This is a genomic window from Gilvimarinus gilvus (genome assembly GCF_030518155.1).
Lineage (GTDB): Bacteria > Pseudomonadota > Gammaproteobacteria > Pseudomonadales > Cellvibrionaceae > Gilvimarinus > Gilvimarinus gilvus.
Map to the genome: position 1 here is coordinate 1 of NZ_JAULRU010000048.1, position 391 is coordinate 391.

Below are 391 nucleotides of genomic sequence, written 5' to 3' on the forward strand. Positions count from 1 at the left end.
TATCCTGCCTATGTCGCGGCGCAACTGGACGATCCGGCCAAGCGCGCGGACCGTGTCACGCGCCTGGGGCGGGAATGGCGTGCAGCACTGCTGGCCGCTGCACTCACTGCCAAGATGGACGGCAAGATCAAAGAGCCAGGCCTGCAATGCGTGGTCGACTATTGTGCGGGGCACGTCGACCCCGACGCGCCGCGCATGATCCTGTTTCCGCTGGCGTTCAGGCGTAGCGCAGCGTCCAGGGTCACGGACCCGGTACGCTGCATGTACATCCTGTTTTGTGCGGAACCCTCGCTGGTGTTGCTGTACCGGCCCTTGTTCGCCAAAGACACGCTGCGTGAATATGCCAGCCTCTCGGCTTTGCTCGAACACGTGCGTGAATCGGAGATTTTGC

At 62.7% G+C, this 391-nt stretch carries 1 protein-coding gene; it reads left to right on the forward strand.

Features of this window, described 5'->3' with window-relative positions; genetic code table 11:
• The coding region (locus QWI17_RS00235; protein ID WP_302720496.1) for a dermonecrotic toxin domain-containing protein at positions 1–391 on the forward strand (391 nt) is incomplete at both ends.